We start from the raw sequence: 16,574 nt of genomic DNA, 5'->3' as shown, positions 1-16,574 counted from the left end.
GTTCAGGAATGGATCCCGGATCTCCGCTTCGCTCCGTCCGGGATGACCAGCGCGTTAAAAGCCTGACCAGCTCAACTCAATTCGCCGCCCCGCAGGCGACGCCGGTCGCGAGCGCCTCCGCATCGGCCCGGTCGGAGGGCAGGCGCTGCAGGACACGCGCCACGATCAGGCCCTGCTCGGTATCGGAGACGATGCGCAGCTCCCGGCTGGTTTCGCCTTCCTCGTCGGCGGCGATGCGCTCGTCGCGCTGGGTCTCGGTCATCACCAGGAATTCGAGCATGCCGCGGATCGCGGCGCGGTCGGTGATCGCATAGAGCACGCCGCCACCTTGCCGATGCAGCGTCAGGCCCAGCGGCAGCGTGCCGGTGCGGGCGACGATCCGCATCGGCCCGGCCGAGAGATCATAGCTGCAGATGGCCGTGACGACATGGGGATCGGCCTCGCGCAGGGCCGGCAGGCCGCGGCTGTTGCCGGGGGAAGGGACCGGCTCGGCATGCCCCTCGGTGCCGAGATCGCGATAGGCATGGGCGGCATCGTGCCGCGAGAGGGCGGGAATCGCCAGAACGGTGACGATATGCACGATCGCCGCGAGGAGGAGGCCTGCCAGCGTCGTCAGGGCGAAACGCGCGAACCCGGCGCGCAGGCGCATCCGCCAGCCGGCGAAGGGCGGATTGTGCCGTTCCGGCGGATCGTGGCTGACGGCGCTCATCGGCAATCGGCACGCGTGATGCGCGGCAGGTTGCTGGCGCGCGTCTCGCCGGTCTGGCTGGAAATCGGCGTGTCGTAGAGCCGCAGGCGGATCTGGAAGCGCCCGCTCGCCGGCAGGGGCAGCCAGTTGCCGGCTTCCGGCGCGGCGGAGGCGACGATGGCAAGGCCGCCGTCCTCCGGCCGGACGATCTCCGAATCGGTGAAGCTCGTGCGCTCCAGCGGCAGGCGGAAGGGCAGCCCGTCGCCATCGGTGATGCCGATGGTCCAGCCGCGCGTCGTCGGCGTCGCGCCGGAGAGCCGGTAGCGGCAGCGCCCGTCCAGCGTCTGCCCGGCATCGTCCCGCTCGGCGATCAGCTCAAGGCCCTCGCCGGAGCCGAACGGCAGATGGACGCCGCGGGCGAGATAGGCGCGCATATAGGGATCGACCTCGCGGCTGCCGCTGCGCGGCCAGGCCGTCCAGGCGCCGACCTCGACCTTGCCGATAGCAGGGCGCCCGGCAACGGCCCAATGCGCCGAGCCGAGGCCGAGCCCGGCCCCGAGGGCGAGGATATAGGCGAGGTCGAGAATCCGCACGCTGTCCTTCCACTCGAAGGCTACTGATGGTCTGCGGAAACACGCGTCATCCCGGGCTTGACCCGGTATCCATGCCGGGGCGCTTCCGAACAAGGTTCAGGAATGGATCCCGGCTCTTCGCTTCGCTCCGGCCGGGATGACCCGCGTTTCCATGACGAGGCGGAGTTGACCCCTCGCAACGATGATCGTCAACAGCCTCAGCGCACCCGCGGCTCGTTGCCCGATATCTCGCGGATGCCGACCTGCACGGGGCGGCTGGCCACGCGCCGTGGCTCCACGGCCTTGAACAGCGAACCGACGGCCGAGAGCACCTCGAAGGACTGGCGCGGCATATGGCCGGCGCCGGGGCCGGATACCGTGCTTGCCGGTGTCGCGGCGCTGCCGGCCTTGGCGATCGCTGCCCCCTTCGGATCGACGGCGGGCACGCCGGGGATCGGTTTCAGCTCCAGCCCCTGATGGGCGAACTGCATGATCTCCTTCCACGTCATCGCCGGCAGCGAACCGCCGGTCATGTTCGCGGTCTCGGCGGAATTGTCGTTGCCGAACCAGACGGCCCCGACGAGATTGCCGGAATAGCCGACATACCAGGCGTCCTTGTAGCCGTTGGTCGTACCGGTCTTGCCGGCCGTGACGACGCCCTCCAGCGCGGCACGGCGCGCGGTGCCTTCGGTCGGCACTTTCGAGAGCATGAAGTTCATGTCCTGGGCCACCTGCGGGCTCAGCACCTGCTTCGGTTCCGGCTCGTCGCGGTCGTGACGGTAGATCACCTCGCCCTGCGAATTGGCGATCTCGATCGCGGCATAGGGCTTCGCCCGGCGCCCGCCATTGGCGAGCACGGAATAACCGGCGGCCATGTCGATGACCGTGACCTCGCCCGCGCCGATCGGCAGCGAGACCGTGTCGGTCAGCGGCGTGGTCAGGCCCATGGCATGGGCCGTCTCGATGATCTTCTTGCGGCCGATCGTGGCCGCGCGCGCCTCATGCGTCTCGCCGGTGGCGCGGCCGATGGCGATCGACATCTGCACGGGGATCGTGTTGATCGACTTCGCCAGCGCGACTGTCAGCGGCATCGATCCGGCATAGGAGCGCCCGTAATTGTTCGGGCACCAGTTGCCGATGCAGACCGGCCGGTCGGTGACGATGGTGTTCGGCTTGTAGAGTCCGGCCGAGAGCGCGGCGGCGTAGACGAAGGGTTTGAACGAGGAGCCGGGCTGGCGCTGGCCCGCCGTCGCGCGGTTGAACTGGCTCGCGCCATAGTCCCGCCCGCCGACGATGGCGCGCACGGCCCCGTCCGGGTCCATCACGACTGTCGCGGCCTGTTTCACGCGGTAGGCCGGGCCATGCTGGCGCAGGATCGACTCGATCGCCTCGTCGGCGCGCTCCTGGATCGCGGTGTCGTGCGGCGTCTTCACCGTCAGCACGCGGTCGGCGCCGAGCTTGCCCTCGGAGGCGAGTTCCTTCACCGCGTCGAACGCCCAGTCGAGATAGTAGTCGGGGCTGGAATCGCGCTTGCGGTCGATCGGCGTCGCCGGATTGCGCTTGGCGCTGTCGACCTGGCCGGCGGTCATGAAGCCGGCATCGACCATGGCGTTGAGCACGTCGTTGGCGCGCGCGCGGGCGGCCGGCAGATTGACATGGGGCGCATATTTCGTCGGCGCCTTGAACAGGCCGGCGAGCATCGCGGCCTCGGCCAGCGTGACGTCCCGCACCGACTTGCCGAAATAGTATTCCGCCGCCGCCGCCGCGCCGAAGGTGCCGCCGCCCATATAGGCGCGGTCGAGATAGAGCTTGAGGATCTCGTTCTTGCTCAGCCGCGTCTCCAGCCAGAGCGCCAGGAAGGCTTCCTTGATCTTGCGGTCGAGCGAGCGCTCGTTGTTGAGGAAGAGGTTCTTGGCGAGCTGCTGGGTCAGCGACGAGCCGCCCTGGACGACGCCGGAGGCGCGGGTATTGACCAGCAGCGCCCGCGAGGTGCCGATCAGGTCGATGCCGAAATGGTCGTAGAAGCGCCGGTCCTCGGTGGCGAGCACGGCCTTGAGCAGATGGTCCGGCATCTCCTCCAGCTTGAGCGAATCGTCGTGCCGGGCGCCACGATGGCCGATCGGCATGCCGTAGCGATCGAGGAAGGTGACTGCGAAGACCTGATTCCTGAGCGCTTCTTCGTTGCCGATCCGGAAAGAGGGCAAGGCCAGCATCAGCACGATGATGGCGCCGACGATGCCGATATTCAGCCCTTCGCTGGCAAATTCGGCGGCGATGCGCTTGCCGCCCGTGACGGTCAGCCGGTCGGCGACGCTGCGGATGCGCTCATGGATTTCGCCGGCGCGGCGGCCCGCGCCCCACAGGCCGGCGTCCAGCCATGAGTCGGCGGCCAGCGCGAAGCGCTTCAGCCGCGTCCTCCAGCCCGCCTTCCTGAACTCCATGGCGTTCCAGGCTTTCCGAATGGCCCCCGGTCTAAGTCCTGCCGCGAGCTTGCCGTCTTGGCAACAGGCGAGCGCCAGGGAATGGACACATAGGCATGCCCGGCGCCGGGATAAGAGGCGGGACGGTAAATTTCGTACTTGGGACCGTGAACTGCGCCGAATGTTGTGCCGTCGCGACCTTGGGTGGACCTCGACGGTCTTCCATCTTCGCGTCCGTCGGCGCATAAGCCTGCCATGACGCAGACCCCGCCGAACGAGCAGCCCTTCTGGCTGACGACGCCGCTGGAGGCGATGACGACGGAGCAATGGGAATCGCTCTGCGACGGCTGCGGCCGCTGCTGTCTCGTCAAGCTCGAGGATGAGGATACCGGGCGCATTTTTGCGACCGATGTCGGCTGTCGCCTGTTCGAGGCCGGCACCTGCCGCTGCCGGGACTATCCGAACCGCTCTCAGAAAGTGCCGGATTGCGTGACGCTGACGCCCGAGGAGGTCCGCACGCTGCCCTGGCTGCCGCCGACCTGCGGCTATCGCCTCGTCGCCGAAGGCAAGGACCTGCCCTGGTGGCATCCGCTGGTCTCGGGCGATCCCGAGACCGTGGTCGCGGCCGGTGTCTCCGTGCGCGGCCGCGTCTTCGCCAATGAGGACGAGGTGCCCGAGGAAGAGGTCGCCGAGCGCATCGTCAACTGGCCGCTGCGCTGGCCCCGGGCCGCGCGCGGAAAGGGAGCTTGACGCAACCCAGCCGTGCTATTGCGCTGCATCAGCCGATGCTGCACACGCTCATTGATTGTTCATGTCGGTTTGGGCATGAGCGCCTCATCCCCGCGGCCCGTGACCCTGAGTCATTGGCGGCACGCACACGAAACTTTCACGCCGGCGCGGCGTTCGCCTCGTCCGGTTGAACAGAAGAGGCTATGTGATGGCAGGTGGGAAGTGGGTCTATACCTTCGGCGACGGCAAGGCCGAGGGTGAGGCGGGAATGAAGAACCTGCTCGGCGGCAAGGGTGCGAACCTCGCCGAGATGAGCAATCTGGGCCTGCCCGTTCCGCCCGGCTTCACCATCACCACCGAGGTCTGCACGGCCTATTACGACAACGGCAAGAGCTTCCCGGCCGAGCTGGACGGGCAGGTCAAGGCCGCGCTCGCCGGCATGGGCAAGCTCACCGGCAAGACCTTCGGCGACCCCGCCAATCCGCTGCTCGTTTCGGTCCGCTCCGGCGCCCGCGCCTCGATGCCGGGCATGATGGACACCGTCCTCAATCTCGGCCTCAACGACGAGACGGTCGAGGCCGTCGCCCAGGCCTCGGGCGACGAGCGCTTCGCCTGGGACAGCTATCGCCGCTTCATCACCATGTATTCCAACGTCGTGCTCGACGTGGACCACGGCCTCTTCGAGGAGGCGCTGGAGGACTACAAGGAGCGCAAGGGTCTCCATCTCGACACCGATCTCAAGGCGGCCGACTGGAAGTTGCTGGTCGGCAAGTACAAGGAGATCGTGAAGAAGGAGCTCGGCTCCGACTTCCCGCAGGAGCCTGAGAAACAGCTTTGGGGCGCGGTCGGCGCCGTCTTCTCCTCCTGGATGAACGCCCGCGCCATCAAATATCGCGAGCTGAACAGCATCCCGGCGAGCTGGGGCACGGCGGTCAACGTCCAGTCGATGGTGTTCGGCAACATGGGCGACACCTCCGCGACCGGCGTCGCCTTCACCCGCAATCCCTCGACCGGCGAGAACGCGCTCTATGGCGAGTTCCTGATCAACGCCCAGGGCGAGGACGTCGTCGCCGGCATCCGCACGCCGCAGGACATCACCGAGGCGGCGCGCATCGAGGCGGGCTCCGACAAGCCCTCGATGGAACGGGAAATGCCGGAGGCCTATGCCGAGCTTTGCCGCATCTACGGCATCCTCGAGAAGCATTACCGCGACATGCAGGACATGGAATTCACCATCCAGGAGGGCAAGCTCTGGATGCTGCAGACCCGGTCCGGCAAGCGCACCGCCAAGGCGGCGCTGCGCATCGCGGTCGAACTCGCGACCGAGGGCCTGATCACGCAGGAGGATGCGGTCGGCCGCGTCGAGCCCGGCGCGCTCGACCAGCTCCTGCACCCGACCATCGATCCCAAGGCCGAGCGTCGCGTGCTGACCACCGGCCTTCCGGCCTCGCCCGGCGCCGCCGCCGGCGAGATCGTCTTCAATTCCGACGATGCCGAAGCCGCCAAGAAGGCCGGCAAGAAGGTCATCCTCGTTCGCGTCGAGACCTCGCCCGAGGATATCCACGGCATGCACGCCGCCGAGGGCATCCTGACCTCGCGCGGCGGCATGACCTCGCATGCGGCGGTCGTCGCGCGCGGCATGGGCAAGCCCTGCGTCTCCGGCGCCGGCCAGATCCGCATCGACTACGCCAAGGGCACGCTCTCGATCGGCCCGACCACGCTGAAGGCCGGCGATTTCGTTACCATCGACGGCGGCAACGGCCAGGTCCTGCTCGGCGAGATCAAGATGCAGAAGCCGGAATTGTCCGGCGAGTTCGCGACGCTGATGGGCTGGGCCGACAAGGTCCGCCGCCTCAAGGTCCGCGCCAATGCCGAGACGCCGGAGGATGCCAGGACCGCGCGCGAGTTCGGCGCCGAGGGCATCGGCCTCTGCCGCACCGAGCACATGTTCTTCGACGAGGGCCGCATCCAGGCCGTCCGCGAGATGATCCTCGCCCATGACGACAAGGGCAGGCGGGCTGCGCTCGCCAAGCTTCTGCCGGTGCAGCGCCAGGACTTCGTCCAGCTCTTCACCATCATGAGCGGCCTGCCGGTGACGATCCGCCTGCTCGATCCGCCGCTGCACGAGTTCCTGCCGCATGGCGAAAAGGAGATCGGCGAGGTCGCGGCCGCGCTCGGCGTCACGCCGGATGCGCTGAAGCATCGCGCCGCCGAATTGCACGAGTTCAACCCGATGCTCGGCTTCCGCGGCTGCCGTCTGGCCGTGGCCTTCCCCGAGATCGCGGAGATGCAGGCCCGCGCCATCTTCGAGGCGGCCGTGATCGCCGCCAAGGAGACCGGCAAGCCGGTGATCCCCGAGGTGATGGTGCCGCTCGTGATGGGCAAGCCCGAGCTCGACCTCGTCAAGGCGCGCATCGACGCCATGGCCAAGGCCGTGATCGAGGAGAGCGGCACGAGGATCGAGTATCAGGTCGGCACGATGATCGAACTGCCGCGCGCCGCCTTGCGCGCCGCCGAGATCGCCGAGAGCGCGGAGTTCTTCTCCTTCGGCACCAACGACCTGACGCAGACGACGCTCGGCATCAGCCGCGACGACGCCTCTTCTTTCCTCGGCTCCTACACCGCCAAGGGCCTGCTCGATGCCGATCCCTTCGTCACTATCGATCAGGACGGCGTCGGCGAACTGGTGAAGCTCGCCGCCGAGCGCGGTCGCAAGACCCGGTCCGGCATCAAGCTCGGCATTTGCGGCGAGCATGGCGGCGACCCGGCCTCGATCGGCTTCTGCGAGAGCGTCGGCCTCGACTACGTCTCTTGCTCGCCCTTCCGCGTGCCGATCGCCCGGCTTGCCGCCGCGCAGGCGGCTCTCGGCGCGATCAAGGCGAAGGACGCGTGATCGCGACCCGGGCATGCGGGTGGAGCGCCGGGTTCGCCGGCCTCCTTCTGCTGTCCGGTGCGGCCCTGGCTGCGCCGAGCAGCGAGGAATGGTCGCGCATCTGTGCCCAGAAGCCGGCGCCGATGCGCGAGGGCTGCGGGAAGGCCCTGGACATCCTGCTACGCCCGATCGCCGACACGCCGGCGCGCACGGTCGCAGTTACCGGCCGGCAATCCGGCTGGCGTTACAGTTACCGGCTGCCGGACGCCTCGGAATGCGTGATTTCGGGCCCGCTCGTTCTGCCCGCCGGCGAAGCGACACGCCTCCAGCTGACGTCGGAGGACGTCATCCACGACTGGTCCTTGCCGGATCTGGGTATCCAGTCTTCCGCCATTCCCGGCCTGCTCGACATCGTCGACATCAAGCCGGAGAGCGAAGGGCGCTTCCGGGGGGCGGCGGCCTCCGGTCAGCGGTCTCGCGAGACGCAAGTCGAGTTGCGCGTGCTCGACGCGCAGGCCTATGCGGCCTGGGAGCGGACGGAGCTGCCGAAGCAGTGTATCCGTTGAGGCTCGCCCCCTGAGCAGCGTCCGGCCTTGTCATTGGGCGCTGCTGACTATTGGGGCTTTGCGAGGGAATGGCGATGCGCTCCAGTCTCACCACCATCGGCTTCGACGCCGACGACACGCTCTGGCAGAACGAGCAATTCTTCCGGATGACGGAGGACCGCTTCGTCGCGCTGCTCGGCGAGCATGGCGAGGCGGCCGAGATTTCCGGGCGCTTGCTCGAGGCGGAGAAGCGCAATCTCGGCTTCTACGGCTTCGGCATTAAGGGCTTCGTCCTCTCGATGATCGAGACGGCGATCGAGATCACGCGGGGGCAGGTCTCGGCTTCGGTCATCGGCGAGATACTCGCCGCCGGGCGCGAGATGGCGGCCCATCCGGTCGAGACCTTGCCGCATGTTCAGGAGACGCTTGCGACGCTGTCCGGCGACTACCGGCTGGTGCTGATCACCAAGGGCGATCTTTTCGACCAGGAGCGCAAGCTCGCGCAATCCGGGCTGGGCGATTTCTTCCATGCGGTCGAGATCGTCAGTGACAAGAAGCCGGAGACCTATGGGCGCATCTTCGACCGCCATGGCGACGGGGCAGGGCGGGCGATGATGGTCGGCAATTCCCTGAAATCCGACATCCTGCCCGCGCTGGAGGCCGGCTCCTGGGCCGTCCATGTGCCGCATGAGCTGACCTGGGTGCTGGAACACGCCGAGGAGCCGGCGGGGCATGATCGCTTCGTCAAGCTGGCCGATCTGGGCGGTTTGTGCGGCGTTGTGGAACGCCTGCGTTGAGCAAAGATATTGCATTTAGCAATAGTTTTGCTATGAATTGACCATGAAGCTGGTGTCATACAGCAAGGATGCCGTGCGCACGTTGCGGCGGATGCCTGCCAATGTCGCCGCTACGATCCGCCTGAAGATCGACCAGTATGCCGCCGATCCAGGCTCGCTGGCCAACAATGTGAAAGCATTGAAGGGCGAAGCCGGCATCTTCAGGCTGCGGGTTGGTGATTGGCGTATCTTGTTTTCCGAGGACGGTCGCGTCATCGCCATCTTGAGGATCGCGCCGCGTGGCTCAGTCTACGAATAGGAGGTTGAGATGATGAACGCGCAAATCTTCACGACCCCCAATGGTGAGCGGATGGTGATGCTCTCGGAGGCGGACTATCAGCTTTTGCTGGCCGCAGCCGAGGACGCAGTCGACATCGCCGCGGTGCGGGCTTTCCGCGAACGGCTGGAGGCAGGCGAGGAGGAATTGCTGCCTGCGGCCATGGTCGAGCGCCTTCTCGCGGGCGAAAGCCCGATCCGCGTGTGGCGGGAGCATCGCGGCCTGAGCGTCAGCGGCCTCGCGCAGGCGGCTGGTCTGTCGCAGCCCTATCTCAGCCAGATCGAGACCGGCGCGCGGCGCGCGGGGGCAGAGAAGCTGGAGCGGATTGCCCAGGCCCTGCATGTGCAGCCGGATGACCTTGTCTAGGTAAGATGCGTGATCCCGGCCCTTGCTGGACCCTTCTTGCATTTCGTGCTATCCGCACCGATGTATGACGAGATGCGGCCGGGTTCTGGCCAATCCTCCGCGCGGGCAATCCGGTCGGCGGGCACGATTCAGATCCACCACACATCGCTACAATACCACTGCAAGACGTCCGCGCGTCGAGCTCTGGGTCGCAACGATACGCGGATCTGAAACGTAAGGATTCTGGAACTATGGAAAAGGGCACCGTGAAGTGGTTCAACGCCACCAAGGGCTACGGCTTCATCACCCCTGAGAACGGCGGCCAGGACGTGTTCGTCCACATCTCCGCTGTCGAGCGCGCGGGTCTCCGCGAGCTGCGCGACGGCCAGGTCGTCTCGTACGAACTCGTTGCCGATCGCAAGACCGGCAAGACCTCGGCCGGCAACCTCGTCGTCGCCTGAGCTGATACCTGATCGACCGGGCGAGCCTGGATCATCGCGCCTCCGATAGGATGCGGTCACGATGATCCATCGCTTTGTTATCGCATCGGAGTTTTCCGAAAAGTGGAAGCCGCTTTTCGGTCCGATGCTATAGCGGCCCCGGTCCACGATAAGCCTGCCGGCGCTGTGGCTAGCGGTTCGCCGGCAGGTCCGACTATTTTGAGTTCAGGCCGGATGCGAGCCTGCGGCGCAGCCGAAACCCACATGCGCCCCTCGCATCGCGGCGTCCGGAAAGATCCTTCTTGACCAAGTTTACCGATCTCGGCCTCGCCGAGCCCCTTCTCAAGGCGCTCGCGGCCGAGGGCTATGAAACGCCGACGCCGATCCAGGCGCAGGCCATTCCGCATATTCTCCAGGGCCGTGACCTGCTCGGCGCCGCCCAGACCGGCACCGGCAAGACCGCTGCCTTCTCGCTGCCGATGCTGCATCGGCTGCTCGCCAAGCCGCGCCAGATGCCGGCCCGCTCGGTGCGTGCGCTCATCCTGTCGCCGACGCGTGAGCTCTCGGCCCAGATCGAAGCCAGCATCCGCACCTATGCTCGCTACACCTCGCTGAAATCGACGGTGATCTTCGGCGGCGTGCCCGTCGGCAAGCAGATCCGCGCGCTCGGCGAAAAGGTCGACATCCTCGTCGCCACCCCCGGCCGTCTGCTCGACCTCGTCGATCAGCGCGCCGTCTCGCTGCGCGAGATCGAGTTCCTCGTCCTCGACGAGGCCGACCAGATGCTCGACCTCGGCTTCATCCACGCGTTGCGCCGCATCGCGACCCTGATCCCGAAGGAGCGCCACACGCTGCTCTTCTCGGCGACCATGCCGAAGCCGATCCGCGAGATCGCCTCCGCCTACCTGACCGATCCGGTCGAGGTCGCGGTGGCGCCGGTCGCGACCACCGCCGAGAAGATCGACCAGCGCGTCATCTTTACCGAGCCGGGCGACAAGCCGGCGCTGCTGGCGAAGACGCTGAACGTGCCCGAGCTCGAGCGCGCCATCGTCTTCACCCGCACCAAGCATGGTGCCGACAAGGTCGTGCGCCAGCTCGGCGCGTCCGGCATCGAGGCGGCCGCGATCCACGGCAACAAGAGCCAGAGCCAGCGCGAGCGGGCGCTCGGCGCCTTCCGCGACGGTAGCCTGCGCATCCTCGTCGCGACCGATATCGCCGCGCGGGGCATCGATGTCGACGGCATCAGCCATGTCGTCAATTTCGACCTGCCGAACGTGCCGGAGACCTATGTCCACCGCATCGGCCGCACCGCGCGCGCCGGAGCGTCGGGCCTCGCCATCGCCTTCTGCACGCCGGAAGAGCGCGGCGATCTCGCTGCCATCGAGAAGCTGACCAAGGTCGCGATCACCCCGATCGGCGCCGTGCCCTATTGGGATGGCCGTACGCCGAAGAAGCCGCCGCAGAACCAGCGCGGTGGCGGGCGTGGCCAGCAGCAGAACGGCGGCGGGCGCGGCGGCCAAGGCCGCCCGCAGGGCCAGCAAGGTGCCCGCCCGCAGGGCCAGCAGCAGGCTCGCCCGCAGGGGCAGCAGCCGCGCAGCGGCAAGCCCGGCGAGGGCGGCCAGCGCAATCAGCCCGCCAATGGCGGTCAGCGCCAGGAGCGCCACGAGCGCCCGCGTCATCCCGAGCGTGCCCCGCGCCCTGAGCAGGCGGCACAACGAAAAGACGGCGTTTCCGCAAAAGAAGGGCTTGGCGGCGTCGCGTTCTTGCAGCAAAGAACACAGCAACCACGCACCAACGGCGCCCGGCGGCGCGCGCGCTGACGCGCGATCGACCAGAACAGGGCGAGCCTCTCTCATGATGGCTCGCCCATGCGCCCTAGGGCTCACGAAGGACGACAGATGGCGAAAGAAGAACTGCTTGAATTCGACGGCACCGTGGTCGAGGTGCTTCCGGACGGCAACTACCGGGTGAAGCTCGACAACGATCACATCATCCTGGCCTATGCCGCCGGCAAAATGAAGAAGAACCGCATCCGCACCATCGCGGGCGATCGCGTCATCGTCGAGATGTCGCCTTACGACCTCGATCGCGGCCGGATCAATTTCCGCCAGAAGACGGCCGGTCCGGCTCCGGGCGGTCCGCAGCGCCAGAACTTCCGCCGGCGTTAATCGACGTGATGCGCCTGTCGCGAAACGAGCTTTTGTTCGTCGCGCTGGGCGCCGTTCTCGGCACGATCGTCGCCTGGGCGGCCCGGGCCGGCCTCGTCTCTCCCGACGGCGCCCTGCCGCCTTTCGTCATCGTGCTGTTCGGGCTGGGCATCGTCGAGCTGCTCGTCGGGTTTGCGACGGGTCGCCCTCCGGGCACGCTGGTCGGCATGCCCGCCCGCTTCCTCGCCTTCGTCGTCGGCGTCTGTATCCTGCTGCTCGGCGGCAAGATCGCCTGAGCGGGCGCTCCGGATCACATCATGCTCCACGGTCACTCCGGTGCTTCGCGATAGCGAAGAGCCCGGAAACCAGAACCGACGCCATCTTTCGGGTGGGCGTCGATATTTGCTCCTTCTCGATCAGATTCAGTAGCTCTGGATTCCGGGCTCATGGCCTTGCCATGTCCCGGAATGACGGTCGTGCTGCGGGAAAACCGCCCAAGAAAAAACCCCGGCGCGAGGGCCGGGGTGAAAGTGGTCGTTCCGTGGTAAAAAAGGGTCTGCGTGAAACTCCGTCCCGTCCGCTCAGTAGCGCGAGCGGGACCAGTACTGCGAACCGGCGCTGACCATCACCTGGCGCTGCCGGGTCTCGTAGACGGCAGGGATTTCCTCCCGCACGACCTGGGTCGGACGGGTCATCACCTGACGCTGACGTTGCGTGTAGACGGCAGGAACCGTCTCGTAATCGATGGTGGCCGGCGAAACCTCGACGCGGCGGCTCTGGTAGCCGTAGCGGGCGGGCACATCGACCCAGCAGCCGACCGTGTTGCCCCAGGCGTCGCGGGTCACTTCCCAGCGGCGGGTGGCGGACGAGATCAGCACCTTCTCGGTCACCGTCTCGTAGACGGCGGCACGATGATGCGGAATGCGGCGCTCGGGAGCGATCATCACCGTGTCGGTGACGGTCTCGTATTCAGCCGGGACGACGCGGCGCTGCACCTGCGCCGGACGGACCTGATAGGTCTCGTCGATGGTGCCGTAGACCGGCGGGGTGTTGACCAGATTGTAGCAGGCGGAGCCGCGGCAGCCGCCGCCGGCCTGGGCGGCCGAGGCGCCGAGCACGAGCGCGGCTGCGAGGCTGGAAGCGGCGATGATCCCTGAAGAAAGAGCGCGCACCATGTTGGACCTGACCTGTCGGTTCCGGCGCCGAGCGCCGTTCGTTGGAGACAGGAAGCCCGCTCGCAGTGATGAACGCAAGGTAAACGCTAAAACAAGGTAAAATTAACCAATTCGGCGCAGCCCGGCCCATTCACGCAGATTGCAGTCAACTAAATGAGAAATATCGCTTTTTAGCCATTGCGGCTCAGGCCGGCCTCTGGGGCGATCGCGCTCTACCCGTTAACGTGGAGGAGCTGCCGGAAGCGGTCGAGCCGCCGTGCACCCTTCGAATGCAGGACGCGGGCGTGGGGCCGCTCCGCTAGGCGGTTGCAGGGCGTCGGCGAGGTTTGGACTGTATGCCGCCAGTCCGATCGCGCACCGCCGGAGGTCGCGGGGGTAATCCTCGCGGGAGGTTTCATGAGCGATATCGGGAACAATGCGTTCATCGCGCTCTGCCTGGGCCTGACCGCGGCGGTGACGCTCGGCTGGCTCGGCGTGGTCGGCTATGGCGTCTGGCACTTCCTGTTCGGATAGCGTTGTCGCGGCCGCTGCGCCGAAGGCGGGCAGCAATTGGCTCCCTCAGGTCTGCCCCGGCCGCAGCTGATAGAAGACGTGCTGGCCGATCGTGTCCATCTTCTTTAGCCGCTTCGCCCAGTAAGGCCGCACGTAATTGGCGTGATAATGGGTCGAGGCGCCGACTTCCGGCAGATAGGTCGTGCCGTCATAGACCTCGCGCGCGATCCTGACCGCGTCGCGCCAGGAGGCGGGCTCGGTGATGCGCAGCGACTTGCCTTCGCAGGTGAAGGTGAACTGGCAGGCGAGGTAGCGGTTGCTGTTCTGGTAGACGACGCCGCAGACGCTGCTCGGATAGAGCCCGCTCTTCACGCGGTTGAGAACCACCTGCGCCACCGCCGCCTGTCCCTGAAGCGACTCGGAGCGGGCCTCGAAATAGACGGCTTCCGCGAGGCAGCGCTGTTCCTTCGCCATGCTCTCCGGCGCGATCAGCTTGGTGTAGTCCTGCTTCACGCCGGGCTCGGCGAGACGCAGGTCGCGATTGGCCGGGGCCGAGGCCAGCGCGATCCGCCCGCGCTGCTGCGGGGCGGCATGAGCGGGCAGGGCGGAGGGCGTCAGCGTGCCGATCACCGAGCCGACGAGCGGCGTCGAGGAGGAGGCCTGGCTCGCCTGCGACACTGACGGCGACGAGCCGTCGATGCTTTCGAGATGCAGTTCCGCCTGCCGCGCCGAGAGGATCTTCGGCTTGAACGGCGAGACGGGGGAGGAATCCGACAGGGCCGGATCGGTCAGGCCTTCGTCATTGGCATAGGGCTCGAAGCCGGTCTGGGGTCCGTCGACGGCCTCGGCCGCGCGCATGGCGTCGAGCGAGAAACCGCCGGAGATCAGCTTGGGCTGGGTGTCGCCGAAGATGACGCGTTCCAGTTCGATCGAGGGATGCTCGGAGAGGCCCGGCCGCAGGCTCGGCAGCATGTCGCCCTTGGCCGTGCGGTCGACCTCGGGGAAGGTCGCGGCCACGGAACGCTTCATGTCCTCGCGCGGCGCGCGCGGGTCGACGACGACACGGCGCTCCGGGTCTTCGAAGGAGAGCTTCGCCTGCGTGACGGCGGAGGTCAGGGCAAGGCCGGGCAGCCTGAAGGCGCTGGCCGCGACCAGCATCGAGGGGCCTTCGGCCAATTCCGAGACGGGGCCGGGCGCGACCCGGGCCACGGCGCTGGAGGGCAGGCCGGTCGGCCCGAAATTCTGGCCGGCGGAGGCGGTGAAGGAAACGAGCATGCCGACCGACAGGGCCCAGGGCGCGACGGTGCTCGCGGCCCATTTGATGCCGAGGGGGCGCGCCTTCCGCCCATGCCTGTGCACACGCCAATGACTCAAAGCGACACACCCGTCCCGATCGCACGGAACGAAAAGCGCAGCCGATACACGCGCGCCTTCGTTGAGTTCCGTTATCACCTCGGTAAGGTTGAGCGCCGGTTAACGGCGGCAAAGCTTCGTATGCGACGGCGGTGCGAGGGCACGCGCCCCCTCGTCGTTTCGGCGTCGCCGGGCTATTTTCTCACAGACGGGGGAAGCGCGAACGCGCCTTGCCTTCCATGCTTTGTCGTGATGCGAGATTTCACGAAATCGCGCTGGTTGCCCTGCGGGCGGGGCGCTAACGTGTAGCCACACATTCGACGCTATCGGAGATAGCCATGACGTCCACGCCAGCGCGCAGCTACGCTCCGGAGATCATCGTCGCAGCCGGCTGCCTGATTGCGCTCATCACCTTCGGCCCGCGCGCCAGCGCCGGCCTGTTCCAGATCCCGATGACGATCCAGTTCAACTGGGGTCGCGATACTTTCAGTCTGGCGCTGGCGATCCAGAACCTGCTCTGGGGGCTCGGCGCGCCCTTCGCCGGCGCCATCGCCGATCGCTACGGCACCGTGCGCGTGCTCTGCGTCGGCGCGCTTCTCTACGCTGGCGGCCTCGTCATGATGGCCTATGCGACGACGCCGCTGCAGCTCCATCTCGGCGCCGGCGTGCTGATCGGCTTCGGCCTGTCCGCCTGCTCGTTCAACCTCGTGCTTGCCGCCTTCGGCAAGCTGCTGCCGGAGCAGTGGCGGCCGATGGCTTTCGGCGCCGGCACGGCCGCCGGCTCCTTCGGCCAGTTCCTGTTCCCGCCGATCGGCAACATCCTGATCGAGACGCTGGGCTGGCAGCAGGCGCTCATTGTCTTCGCCTTCACGCTGCTGCCGATCCTGCCGATCTCGATCGTCATGGCGACGCGCAAGACTGGCGCTGCGGCGGGCGCGGCTGCGGCGAACCTGCCGAACCAGACGATCGCGCAGGCACTGGGCGAGGCCTTCAAGCACCGCAGCTACGTCCTGCTCGTGCTCGGCTTCTTTACCTGCGGCTTCCAGCTCGCCTTCATCACCGTTCACATGCCGGCCTATCTCAAGGATGCCGGCCTGCCGGCCTGGGTCGGCGGCTGGACGCTCGCCGTCATCGGCCTCGCCAATGCGGTCGGTTCGCTCTCCTCGGGCTGGCTCTCGACGCGGATGCCGAAGCGCCATCTCCTCGCCTGGATCTATCTCGGCCGTGCGGTCGCCATCGCCGCCTTCATCCTGCTGCCGCCGAGCCCGACCACCGCGATCACCTTCGGCATCGTCATCGGCCTGTTCTGGCTCTCGACCGTGCCGCCGACCTCCTCGCTGGTCATGCTGATGTTCGGCACCAAGTACATGGCGATGCTCTATGGCTTCGCCTTCTTCTCGCACCAGGTCGGCGGCTTCCTCGGGGTCTGGCTGGGCGGCGTGCTCTACGAATCGATGGGCAACTACCAGTTCGTCTGGTGGCTCTCGGTCGCGCTCGGCGTTGCTTCGGCCCTGATCAACCTGCCGATCGTCGAGCGGCCGGTGAACCGGCCGGAAGCGCAGCCCGCCTGATCGGGAGACGAACCTGCATATGGCCGATGGGGTTGCGGTGGCGCCACGCCGCTGCAACCTTGTCGGCCTTCGTGTTTTTGAAGCGGCATCGGAATTCCCGAAAACCGGATTC

At 67.1% G+C, this 16,574-nt stretch carries 16 protein-coding genes; 11 read left to right on the top strand and 5 right to left on the bottom strand.

Translation table 11 applies throughout. The features are described 5' to 3' along the window. Positions 1-76: 76 nt before the first annotated feature. From WFK61_RS00925 to WFK61_RS00915, 3 genes are all read right to left on the bottom strand, one after another. Positions 77-709, bottom strand: a complete 633-nt coding sequence (locus tag WFK61_RS00925; RefSeq protein ID WP_336809665.1) for a DUF1254 domain-containing protein — start codon at positions 707-709, stop codon at positions 77-79. Then, the gene (locus WFK61_RS00920; RefSeq protein ID WP_336809664.1) at positions 706-1,281 is read right to left on the bottom strand and encodes a DUF1214 domain-containing protein; all 576 of its coding nucleotides are present in this window, start codon (positions 1,279-1,281) and stop codon (positions 706-708) included. The genes WFK61_RS00925 and WFK61_RS00920 overlap by 4 nt, the downstream gene beginning before the upstream one ends. Positions 1,282-1,478: 197 nt before the next feature. Continuing rightward, positions 1,479-3,701 (bottom strand): transglycosylase domain-containing protein, encoded by a 2,223-nt coding sequence (locus tag WFK61_RS00915; RefSeq protein WP_336809663.1) that lies wholly within the window; start codon positions 3,699-3,701, stop codon positions 1,479-1,481. A gap of 234 nt (positions 3,702-3,935) precedes the next feature. Between WFK61_RS00915 and WFK61_RS00910 the strand changes: the two genes are divergently transcribed. The 10 genes from WFK61_RS00910 to WFK61_RS00865 all read left to right on the top strand — a co-directional run bounded on the left by WFK61_RS00910 (position 3,936) and on the right by WFK61_RS00865 (position 12,167). After that, positions 3,936-4,430 carry a YcgN family cysteine cluster protein gene (locus WFK61_RS00910; protein ID WP_336809662.1) on the top strand — a complete coding sequence of 165 codons (495 nt, stop codon included), beginning with the start codon at positions 3,936-3,938 and terminating at the stop codon, positions 4,428-4,430. A 187-nt stretch (positions 4,431-4,617) separates the two neighbouring features. After that, on the top strand, positions 4,618-7,302 hold the full coding sequence (gene ppdK / locus WFK61_RS00905) for a pyruvate, phosphate dikinase (protein WP_336809661.1): 2,685 nt from the start codon (positions 4,618-4,620) through the stop codon (positions 7,300-7,302). Next, entirely contained in the window at positions 7,299-7,847 is a 549-nt protein-coding gene (locus tag WFK61_RS00900; RefSeq protein WP_336809660.1) for a cytochrome c oxidase subunit II, read from the top strand. Before ppdK ends, WFK61_RS00900 begins: the two co-directional genes overlap by 4 nt. A gap of 68 nt (positions 7,848-7,915) precedes the next feature. After that, positions 7,916-8,623 carry an HAD family hydrolase gene (locus WFK61_RS00895; protein WP_336809659.1) on the top strand — a complete coding sequence of 236 codons (708 nt, stop codon included), beginning with the start codon at positions 7,916-7,918 and terminating at the stop codon, positions 8,621-8,623. Between the two features lie 43 nt (positions 8,624-8,666). Then, a complete protein-coding gene (locus WFK61_RS00890; RefSeq protein ID WP_336809658.1) occupies positions 8,667-8,921 on the top strand; it encodes a type II toxin-antitoxin system RelE family toxin in 255 nt (84 codons plus the stop codon). Positions 8,922-8,930: 9 nt separating this feature from the next. Beyond that, on the top strand, positions 8,931-9,305 hold the full coding sequence (locus WFK61_RS00885; RefSeq protein WP_336809657.1) for a helix-turn-helix domain-containing protein: 375 nt from the start codon (positions 8,931-8,933) through the stop codon (positions 9,303-9,305). Between the two features lie 230 nt (positions 9,306-9,535). After that, on the top strand, positions 9,536-9,745 hold the full coding sequence (locus WFK61_RS00880) for a cold-shock protein (protein ID WP_047578161.1): 210 nt from the start codon (positions 9,536-9,538) through the stop codon (positions 9,743-9,745). A gap of 281 nt (positions 9,746-10,026) precedes the next feature. Continuing rightward, positions 10,027-11,544 (top strand): DEAD/DEAH box helicase, encoded by a 1,518-nt coding sequence (locus WFK61_RS00875; protein ID WP_336809656.1) that lies wholly within the window; start codon positions 10,027-10,029, stop codon positions 11,542-11,544. Positions 11,545-11,622: 78 nt separating this feature from the next. Continuing rightward, positions 11,623-11,892 (top strand): translation initiation factor IF-1, encoded by a 270-nt coding sequence (gene infA, locus WFK61_RS00870; RefSeq protein ID WP_336809655.1) that lies wholly within the window; start codon positions 11,623-11,625, stop codon positions 11,890-11,892. Between the two features lie 5 nt (positions 11,893-11,897). Further along, on the top strand, positions 11,898-12,167 hold the full coding sequence (locus tag WFK61_RS00865) for a hypothetical protein (protein WP_336809654.1): 270 nt from the start codon (positions 11,898-11,900) through the stop codon (positions 12,165-12,167). 285 nt (positions 12,168-12,452) lie between these two features. On the opposite strand, the gene WFK61_RS00860 is transcribed toward WFK61_RS00865, so the two are convergent. Together WFK61_RS00860 and WFK61_RS00855 are read right to left on the bottom strand one after the other, a co-directional pair. Next, positions 12,453-13,046 (bottom strand): hypothetical protein, encoded by a 594-nt coding sequence (locus WFK61_RS00860; RefSeq protein WP_336809653.1) that lies wholly within the window; start codon positions 13,044-13,046, stop codon positions 12,453-12,455. 558 nt (positions 13,047-13,604) lie between these two features. Continuing rightward, positions 13,605-14,912: a cell wall hydrolase gene (locus WFK61_RS00855; RefSeq protein WP_336809652.1), complete on the bottom strand. Its 1,308-nt coding sequence runs from the start codon at positions 14,910-14,912 to the stop codon at positions 13,605-13,607. 317 nt (positions 14,913-15,229) lie between these two features. Here WFK61_RS00855 and WFK61_RS00850 point away from each other — a divergent pair, with 317 nt between their 5' ends. Then, positions 15,230-16,462: an MFS transporter gene (locus tag WFK61_RS00850; protein WP_336809651.1), complete on the top strand. Its 1,233-nt coding sequence runs from the start codon at positions 15,230-15,232 to the stop codon at positions 16,460-16,462. The last annotated feature ends 112 nt before the right edge of the window (positions 16,463-16,574 follow it).

The sequence above is a fragment of the Allobosea sp. MMO-172 genome (assembly GCF_037147855.1).
Classification (GTDB): Bacteria; Pseudomonadota; Alphaproteobacteria; order Rhizobiales; family Beijerinckiaceae; genus Allobosea.
Note: the sequence above shows the minus strand (reverse complement) of the source record. Positions and strands in the feature narration are given on the sequence as shown.

Bases quoted from the DNA above. Each gene is read 5' to 3' on its own strand.
- WFK61_RS00925 (WP_336809665.1), bottom strand. From the start codon at position 709: ATGAGCGCCGTCAGCCACGATCCGCCGGAACGGCACAATCCGCCCTTC.
- WFK61_RS00915 (WP_336809663.1), bottom strand. From the start codon at position 3,701: ATGGAGTTCAGGAAGGCGGGCTGGAGGACGCGGCTGAAGCGCTTCGCG.
- WFK61_RS00910 (WP_336809662.1), top strand. From the start codon at position 3,936: ATGACGCAGACCCCGCCGAACGAGCAGCCCTTCTGGCTGACGACGCCG.
- ppdK (WP_336809661.1), top strand. From the start codon at position 4,618: ATGGCAGGTGGGAAGTGGGTCTATACCTTCGGCGACGGCAAGGCCGAG.
- WFK61_RS00895 (WP_336809659.1), top strand. From the start codon at position 7,916: ATGGCGATGCGCTCCAGTCTCACCACCATCGGCTTCGACGCCGACGAC.
- WFK61_RS00890 (WP_336809658.1), top strand. From the start codon at position 8,667: ATGAAGCTGGTGTCATACAGCAAGGATGCCGTGCGCACGTTGCGGCGG.
- WFK61_RS00885 (WP_336809657.1), top strand. From the start codon at position 8,931: ATGATGAACGCGCAAATCTTCACGACCCCCAATGGTGAGCGGATGGTG.
- WFK61_RS00880 (WP_047578161.1), top strand. From the start codon at position 9,536: ATGGAAAAGGGCACCGTGAAGTGGTTCAACGCCACCAAGGGCTACGGC.
- infA (WP_336809655.1), top strand. From the start codon at position 11,623: ATGGCGAAAGAAGAACTGCTTGAATTCGACGGCACCGTGGTCGAGGTG.
- WFK61_RS00860 (WP_336809653.1), bottom strand. From the start codon at position 13,046: ATGGTGCGCGCTCTTTCTTCAGGGATCATCGCCGCTTCCAGCCTCGCA.
- WFK61_RS00850 (WP_336809651.1), top strand. From the start codon at position 15,230: ATGACGTCCACGCCAGCGCGCAGCTACGCTCCGGAGATCATCGTCGCA.